This is a genomic window from Microvirga sp. P5_D2, assembly GCF_054049475.1.
Genome location: NZ_JBFUMH010000193.1, coordinates 1 through 8,463, shown reverse-complemented (window position 1 = coordinate 8,463; position 8,463 = coordinate 1). Strand labels below are relative to the sequence as shown.

Below are 8,463 nucleotides of genomic sequence, written 5' to 3'. Positions count from 1 at the left end.
GCCCAAGCCTCGACTTTATTGCCCAGACAACCCGCGCCTTCGAGCCCCGCAAACGAAAAAGGCCCGCCCCTCCGGCAGGCCCTTCTCTCTTAATAACTTAGTCCGTCGAAGCAGCGTATCAGGCTGCCGCGGCGAGACTGGCGCGGCGGGACTTGAGTTCCGTGAGCGCTTCCTCGATTTCGACCTTCTGCTGCTCGAGATGGCGGATTTGGTCCTCGACCTGATCGAGCGACAGCTTGAGGTTCATGGCCGGACCGCTGCCCGAGCGCTCCTCGGCCAGCATGGCGCGGATCTCGGTGAGGGTGAAGCCGAGCTGCTTGCCCTTCAGGATCACCGACAGGCGCTCGCGGTCGCGGGCGTCGTAGATACGGGCAGTACCGTCGCGGCGCGGAGAAAGGAGCCCACGGTCCTCGTAGAAGCGCAGCGTGCGCAAGGTCACGCCGAACTCACGGGCAAGATCCCCGATCGTGTAAAATTTCGCGCCCTCTGCCGGCTCGCTGGCGGAGCTGCCTGCCAATTGATCCATCCGTTGCCCCTTCGACTTTCACTTTTGTTTCAGTGCTCTAAGCACGCATTATGAGTAATGTTATGATAATACATTGTGCCCAATAGTTGCAAGTACCCGTAAAAGCACAGCTTTCACGAGGGCAAAGACAGGCTTTCCCTGGGGGAGGCACCCCAACGGAACCGCCCTTCTCCGAGCACGGACCACCGGCTAAATGCCCCAAGCTTAACGGGTTTTTTACTACGTTCGCCAAAAGCTGCCGCATCGGCTCACTGGGCTTGAGGCATGATGATTCGCCTTGGCCCGCCTTGAGCGCCGACACGGCGGGACTGGGTACGGGACCAGCCAGCCGGGAGCGTTCCAGTATTCCCGCGGGCACGGCCATGAGACGACACGTCCTTTCGAACCTCGACGATCTGGACCTCGATGCCCGTGAACTGGCGAAATCCGCCGCCGATCGGGCGGGTGTGAGCCTGGAGGAATGGGCCGCCTCGATTCTCGCCGCTCAAGGTGAGCGCCACGCGCCTCCCCCGGCCCCGAAGCCTCATGATAACGAATTCGATGCCATCATGACACGGCTGGCGCGGACAACCCGCCCCCAGCCCGCCGGGGATTACGACGCCCTGATGGCCGCCATCGCCGCCGAGAGCGAGCGCCAGACCCAGGACCAAGCCTCCCGCACGAATGTGGCGCTGCAATCCATGGCCGGCTGGATCGAGCAGACGGAAGAGCGCCTTAACCAGACCACCCGCGCCGCCGCGGACCATCAGGACCGCATGGCGACGGCACTCTCCCGGGCRCTCTCGACCCTGAAGGAGCGCCTCGATTCAGTGGAGCAACAGGCCGCCACAGAGCACGAGGTCCAGGCCAGCACGATGGCTATGTCGGACGCGCTCGCGGGCCTGCGTACGGATGTCTCGCGGCTGGCGGAGCGCATGGACAAACCCGACGCCGCATGGATGCCGGCCCTCGGCAATCTCCGCATCGAGATCGAACGCCTGCGCGCCAGCCTCGACGGCCTCGCCACGCGCGAGGAGGTCGGCACCCTCGATCAGGCGATGAAGGATATCGTCCGCGAGATCGGGCAGGCCTCGCCGAGCAAGGATCTTCTGGTTCTCGCGCAATCGACGGCAGCGCTCTATCGCCAGGTGCAGGTTCTCTCCGACGACGTCAACGAGGGCGTGTACGGGCGCATCAGCGGCGAGATCGAAACTCTGAAAACCAAGATCGATGCCATGGCCGAGACCGGCATCGACCGCTCGGTGATCGATTTCCTCAGCAGCCAGATCGTGGACATGCGCCAGGATCTCGCGAACAGGGCCGAGCCCCGGCAGATCGAGCGCCTCTCCGAGGAAGTGAATACTCTCGGACGCCAGATCGCGGACTTGCGCCTTCATCAGGTGGGCCGAGCCGATTTCGCGGCGCTGAAGACATCGCTCGAAAATGTCTGCGCCGCTCTCCAGCGCAGCGTCGCCGTGCAGGAAGCAAGCGACGTACCCGAACGGCTCAACAGCCTGAGCGAGAACCTAGCCGCACTAGCCAGCAGGCCGCAGCCGGAACCCACCGATCTCRCGCCCGTCACCGACCAGCTGGCCGTTCTCACGGAGAAGATGGCAAGCCTCTCCGACAGCCGCCTCACACAGGCGGATGCACTGACCGAAATGATCGGACGTCTTTCCACCCAGGTGCAGGCCGTGGCGGAGAAGGAAGCGCCGTCACATGAGCCGCTGCTGCAGCGTTTCGACAAAATCGAACAGGGCCTGCACGACATGGGCCAGCGCGCCGACACCGCGAAGGTCGAGGAGATGCTGCGCTCCATCGACGAAAAGCTCGACCGTACACCGGATCAAGCGCCAGGGCTCGATGCCCTCGAACGTCAGATCATGTCCCTGGCGGAGCGGCTCGGTGAGCGATCCGAAGAGGCGTTGCAGAAAACTCTCGACGAGGCCACCGGCCACCTCCGCAACATCCAGAACGAGGCCGCCGGCATCGCGGAACGGGCCGCGCGCACGGCCCTGAAGGAGATTCAGCCGAGCCTTCCCGATACGGGCGATCTCGATGCGCTCAAGCAGGGCTTCGTCGAGTTGAAGGCCTTGCAGACTCGGTCCGACAAGAAAACGCAGGAAACCCTGCGCGCGGTCAATTCCGCGCTGGAAACCCTCGTCGCGCGCTTCCCCGAGCAGAGCACCATCGTGCATCGCGTCCACACAGGTGCGCAGGCGATGTCTGCCACGGCGCCCGAGCAGATGGCTCCCGCCGACCGCCTTGAGGCAGCAGTGCGCCGGCTGCATACAGCGGCTCTGTCGCAGATCGAGGAGGTCGCTTCAAACACGCCTGTGGTGGAAGCGACCAAGCCTATCGTGGCTTCGGCAGATGAGATTGCGCCGCTGGTTCCGAATGCCGAAACAGCGGGCGATGTTGCAGATCTCGGCACCATGCGCGCCGGGTTCATCGCAGCGGCCCGCCGTGCGGCTCAATCTCCGACACCGGAAGCTCCGACACCGACTGCTGCATCTCAGGACGAGCAGAAGGTTATCGAGGACGAAGCCGAGACCGCCGGCGAATCGCAGACGGTTTCCACTCCCTCTCTCATCGAGCGCATCCGCCGGAGTTTCGACGCTCATCGCCGTCCCCTCCTCTTCGGAATCGGCCTCCTGATCCTGGCGGCGGGAACGGCGCAGATCCTATCCAGCGGGCAGATTGCCTCCCTTGCGCTGAGCACGAGCGAGGCATCGCAACCCATGCCTGCTTTGGAACCGAAACCTGAGAAGGCGCCCGAACAAACGGGAAGCGTCACGCCGCCTTCCGAGGGCACCGACCTGTTCCAGCCCRCCAGCATGACCGCCACGTCGGTGGATCCATTGCTCCCGGCGGCTGGCAAATTCCTCATCGATCCCGCGACGGTGGGCGAGATTCCAGCCCAGGCGACGGGTGCTCTTCGCCAAGCCGCGATGGCTGGCGATGCGGCGGCGCTTTATGAAATCGCATCGCGCGCTGCCGAGGGACGCGGGCTTGCGCAGGATATGGTCCTGGCCATGCATCTCTATGAGCGGGCGGCGCAGGCAGGCCTCCCCCCGGCACAGGAGCGGCTCGCCATGCTGCTCGAAAAGGGCATCGGCACCGCCCGCGACCTGAAGCACGCCGTTATCTGGTACGAGCGGGCGGCACAAGGCGGCAACATTCGCGCCATGCACAATCTCGCGACGCTTCTCGCATCGAACGTCAACGGCAAGCCCGATTACGCCGCCGCCATGCGCTGGTACAGCGAAGCCGCCGAAGCGGGGCTGCGCGATAGTCAGTTCAACATGGGCGTGCTGCTGGCGCGCGGCATCGGCACTCGCCAGGACCTGCCCAAGGCCTATAAGTGGTTTACTCTCGCCGCCGCCCAGGGCGACGCGGATGCCGCGAAGAAGCGCGACGAACTTGCCGGGCGGCTCAACGCTGGCGATCTCGCCGCCGCGAAGGCCTTCGCCGATCAATGGCGTCCCCGGCCCGTCGACCCGACAGCCAACGAGACGACCGCCCCCACGACCGGCCAGACGGCGGCCTTGGATCGAACCCAGGGCAACAGGAGTTGAGGAAAGATCGGAAGCTGTCAGCTTCCGTTCATCACACACCCTTTAAATCGCGGGACGCGATGTCATAACCACACCATGGCTGCGTCGGCCAAGGGAGGCTGCGCAGGCCAAGGGAAACCGGCAAGGGGAGCCGGCAAAGGGAACCGGAGTGCAAATCTATCTGCCTATCGCTGAGATGCCCGTGAGCGTTCTTCTCATCCTGGGGATGGGTGCGGCGGTCGGCTTCATATCAGGTCTGTTCGGCATCGGCGGCGGCTTTCTCATGACGCCGCTTTTGATTTTTCTAGGTATTCCGCCCGCCGTCGCCGTGGCGACGCAATCGGCGCAGATCGTAGCCTCCTCCACCACCAGCGTGCTCGGCGCGCTCCGGCGAAACGCCCTCGACCGCAAATTAGGCGCGATCCTCGTGGCCGGAGGCTTCGTGGGCTCGGCGCTCGGTGTCTGGTTCTTCGCCGCCGCGAGACGCGCGGGCCAGCTCGATCTCGTCATCGTCGTTTCCTACGTGACCCTGTTCACCGTCGTCGGCAGCCTGATGATGAAGGAGAGCATCCGCGAGTTCTGGACCAAGCGCCGGGGCGGATCGGTGCGCTTGCGGCGTCAGGCGGGCGAGCATGCGCCCTATCTCGGCTGGCCGCTTCGTATGCGGTTCTACCGCTCGAAGCTTTATGTCAGCATCATCCCGATCCTGCTTCTGTCCCTCTTCATCGGTTTCGCGGGCGCTCTGCTCGGCATCGGCGGCGGCTTCATCGTGGTGCCAGCGCTTCTCTATATCTTCCGCGTGCCCACCAACGTGGTCGTGGGTACGTCCCAGCTCCAGATCGTGTGCACCACCCTCGTCGCCCTGATCCTGCATGCGGTGACGAACCAGGCGGTCGACATGGTGCTCGCGATTCTGCTCATCGTCGGCGGCGTGTTCGGCGCGCAGTTCGGCGCGCGGGTCGGGCGTAATTTAAGGGCCGAGCTGTTCCGCTTCCTCCTCGCCATTCTCCTTCTTGCGGTGGGCCTGCGCTTTGCGCTCGAACTCGTCCTGCAGCCGCAAGAGCCCTTCTCCATCACGGTGCAGGAGGTGCGCGAGTGAGGATTCTGGGCCTGTTCCTGATCGCACTCTTCGCGCTCAGCCCCGCTCAAGCGGAAAACCTGATCACATCGCTCTCGAACCATCGGGTGCTCATCAACTCGAACTACACCGGCACATCGATTGCGGTGTTCGGCGCCATCGAGCGCGACGCGCAGACCGTGGCGCGCGCCACCGGCTATGACATCGTCGTGACGGTGCGCGGCCCGCGCCAGTTTCTGGTGGTGCGCGAGAAAGAGCGGCTGGGCTTGGTCTGGATCAACCAGGAACAGCAGAAGTTTCCCACGGCCCCGGCCTATCTGAGCGTGATCACGTCGCGGCCGATCGAGGAGATCACCAGCGACCAGTTGCGCCAGCGACAGAAGATCGGCCTTGCCGCCATCATCAACTCGACCGATTTCACCAACGAGCGCGGCGGCGCCGACCGGCAGTTCCGCGATGCCCTTTATCGCCTGAAGGCGGAGGAAGGGCTCTATCTCGAGGACGAGAGGGGCGTCACCTTCCTGACCGCCGACATTTTCCGCGCAAGCATTCCGCTTCCCGCCACCGCGCCACCTGGCGAATACAGCGTCGAGGTCGCGCTCTTCGCCGACACGGTGATCTTGGCGAGAACAACTACCCATTTCGAGCTGGTGAAAACCGGCTTCGAGGAGCAGGTCGGCTCGGTCGCGCGCGACTGGTCTCTGTTCTACGGCCTCGCCACCGCCGCCATCGCCCTATTCTTCGGCTGGATGGCGAACATGATTTTCAGAAGGGACTAGTCTCTCAATCCCGGCACAGCATCGACTTCGCGATGGCGAAGATGCGCTCGGTGCCGATGAGATGGGCGGTGAAGCTTTTCGGGAAGAGCGGCTTGAAGGCGGCGTCGCAGGCGTTCAGGCCGCCCGCATAGGCGCCGAGCGCCGGCATGACGCAGCGGGTTCCATCCGTCAGGAAGCAGCGGCGGCGCGTGGCGCGGCCGCGCATCACCACCTTGCCGACAGGATGAAGATGGCCGGCGACTTCCGCCTGCGCGCCCGCCATCGGCTCGTGGCGCAGGGTGAGGGAGCCGAGCATCATCTCCTCCACCACCTGTCCGCCGATGCTGTCCGGCAGGATACGGTCGTGATTGCCTGTCACCCAGATCCAGTCGCGGCCCGCCTGAACGCTTTCCAGGGTCGTACGCTCCTCATTCCCTAAGCGCTCCGGCCCGCCGATGTCGTGGAAGCTGTCGCCAAGCGCGATGACGGTCTTCGGGTTGAAGCGGAACACAACGTCGGAGAGCGCGGCCAGCGTCTCGCGGGTGTCGTAAGGCGGCAGCATCATGCCGCGCCGCGCGAAAGACGAGCCCTTCTCGAAATGGAGATCGGCCACGAGCAGCGCATCATGCGCCGGCAGGTACATCGCGCCCGTCAGATCGAGCAGCGCCAGCTGACCGGAGAGCTCGATCTCGTGGGTTGTCTGTTTGTTCTTCGCCAATGCCGTCACGCCAAAGCCTCGTCGAGCAGCGCCGCTTCCGCCTCTGCCAGAATCTCGTCCGCATTGTCGCTATAGACGCGCTCGCGGCCGATCTCCAGCATGACGGACACGCTTAAGGGAGAAACCCGGTCGAGCGGCTTGTGGATGATTCGCCCCCGGATGCGCTGTAGCATCATGCCGAGGCGCCTCACGTCCAGGAGTCCAGTTGCCGCATCCGCCCGCGCGGCCCGTAGCAACACATGGTCAGGCTCGTGCTTGCGCAGCACGTCGTAGACGAGATCGGTGGAGATCGTGACCTGCCGTCCGGTCTTTTTCTCGCCGGGGAAGCGCCGCTCGATGAGCCCCGCGATCACCGCGCCTTGCCGGAAGGTGCGCTTCATGAGCGCGGATTCCGCCAGCCAATCCTCGAGATCGTCGCCGAGCATATCCTCGGAGAGAAGCTCATCGAAAAACCCCGGCTCTCGGGCAGCGCGCGCGGCGATGTCGCCGGAGGCATAGACCGCGATGCCGTAATCGTTGGCGACGAACCCAAGGGGCTTCAGCTTCGCCCGCTCCAAACGCCGCGTCAGCAGCATGCCCAGTGTCTGATGCGCGAGCCTGCCCTCGAACGGAAAGCAGGTCATGTAATAGCGATTGGCGCGCGGGAAGGTTTCGACCAGAAGATCGCGCTGACCCGGCACGATGGAGCGGCGGCGCTGTTGCAAGAGCCATTCCGTCATCTGCGGCGGCAGACGGTCCCACTCGAACGGATCGGCCAGGATCGCACGCACGCGCTCAGCAAGAAATGTCGAGAGCGGAAACTTGCCGCCTTCATAGGACGGGATCATGGGATCGGTGCCGGACGCTGCGCGCGTGGCGAGAACCTCGTCCTCGGCAATACCCTCGAAGCGCAGCACTTCTCCGGCGAAGAGAAATGTATCGCCGGGCGTTAGCGTCTCCGCGAAATATTCCTCAATCTCGCCGAGAATACGCCCGCGCGGCAGCACGGTGCCGGGCCGCGAGCGCATGGATTTTCCAAGCCGCACCTTGATCATGGTGGCTTCGACGATGGTGCCGACGTTCAGGCGGTATTGCTGCGCAATCCTGGCATCGCGCACGCGCCACAAACCGTCATTGCCCCTCACGATCTTGGCGAAGCGCTCATAGGCACGAAGGGCGTAGCCGCCCGTGGCGACGAAGGCGACGCAGGCCTCAAAATCCTCCCACGAAAGATCGGCATAAGGCGCGGCCGAAACGATCTCGTCATAGAGATCCTCCAGCCTGAACGGATCGGCGCAGGCCATGCCGAGAATGTGCTGGCAGAGCACATCGAGCGCGCCGACGCGCGCATCCGGCGTATCCTGCGCCGCCTCGTGCACCGCATCGAGCGCAGCGCGGCATTCGAGAATTTCGAAACGGTTGGCGGGCACGAGATAGGCTTCCGACGGCTCGTCCATGCGGTGGTTGGAGCGGCCGATACGCTGCATGATGCGCGACGCGCCCTTGGGCGCGCCCACATTCACCACGAGATCTACATCCCCCCAGTCGATGCCGAGATCGAGAGTCGCGGTGCACACGACAGCTTTCAATTTTCCCGCCGCCATCGCCTCCTCGACACGCCGTCTCTGCGCGACATCGAGGGAGCCGTGATGAAGCGCGATGGCGAGACTATCCTCGTTGAGCTTCCACAATTCCTGAAACGTGTATTCCGCCTGCAGCCGAGTGTTGACGAAAACCAGCGTGGTCTTGTGCCCGCGGATGAGATCGTAGATCGCGGGCATCGAGAGCGATGCCGTGTGGCCTGCGAGAGGCAATCTCTCATCGAGTTCCAGCATGCGGATATCGGGCTGAGCACCGCCTTTCACCAC

Annotated in this window: 6 protein-coding genes; 3 read left to right on the top strand and 3 right to left on the bottom strand. The window is 64.1% G+C overall.

The window, feature by feature from the left end; all coding sequences use genetic code 11:
* Nucleotides 1-118: 118 nt before the first annotated feature.
* Complete coding sequence (locus ACXJKO_RS27375) at nt 119-526, bottom strand: MerR family transcriptional regulator (protein ID WP_457094200.1); 408 nt, start codon at nt 524-526, stop codon at nt 119-121.
* A gap of 362 nt (nt 527-888) precedes the next feature.
* Between ACXJKO_RS27375 and ACXJKO_RS27370 the strand changes: the two genes are divergently transcribed.
* The 3 genes from ACXJKO_RS27370 to ACXJKO_RS27360 all read left to right on the top strand — a co-directional run bounded on the left by ACXJKO_RS27370 (nt 889) and on the right by ACXJKO_RS27360 (nt 5,919).
* Nucleotides 889-4,083: a hypothetical protein gene (locus ACXJKO_RS27370; protein WP_457094199.1), complete on the top strand. Its 3,195-nt coding sequence runs from the start codon at nt 889-891 to the stop codon at nt 4,081-4,083.
* A 148-nt stretch (nt 4,084-4,231) separates the two neighbouring features.
* Nucleotides 4,232-5,161, top strand: a complete 930-nt coding sequence (locus tag ACXJKO_RS27365; RefSeq protein ID WP_457094198.1) for a sulfite exporter TauE/SafE family protein — start codon at nt 4,232-4,234, stop codon at nt 5,159-5,161.
* A complete protein-coding gene (locus ACXJKO_RS27360) occupies nt 5,158-5,919 on the top strand; it encodes a TIGR02186 family protein (protein ID WP_457094197.1) in 762 nt (253 codons plus the stop codon). Before ACXJKO_RS27365 ends, ACXJKO_RS27360 begins: the two co-directional genes overlap by 4 nt.
* A 4-nt stretch (nt 5,920-5,923) precedes the next feature.
* On the opposite strand, the gene pdeM is transcribed toward ACXJKO_RS27360, so the two are convergent.
* Together pdeM and ACXJKO_RS27350 are read right to left on the bottom strand one after the other, a co-directional pair.
* The gene (gene pdeM, locus ACXJKO_RS27355; protein WP_457094196.1) at nt 5,924-6,625 is read right to left on the bottom strand and encodes a ligase-associated DNA damage response endonuclease PdeM; all 702 of its coding nucleotides are present in this window, start codon (nt 6,623-6,625) and stop codon (nt 5,924-5,926) included.
* Nucleotides 6,622-8,463, bottom strand: a 1,842-nt coding sequence (locus ACXJKO_RS27350) for a helicase-related protein (RefSeq protein WP_457094195.1), incomplete at its 5' end; no start/stop codon positions are given. The genes ACXJKO_RS27350 and pdeM, both read right to left, overlap by 4 nt.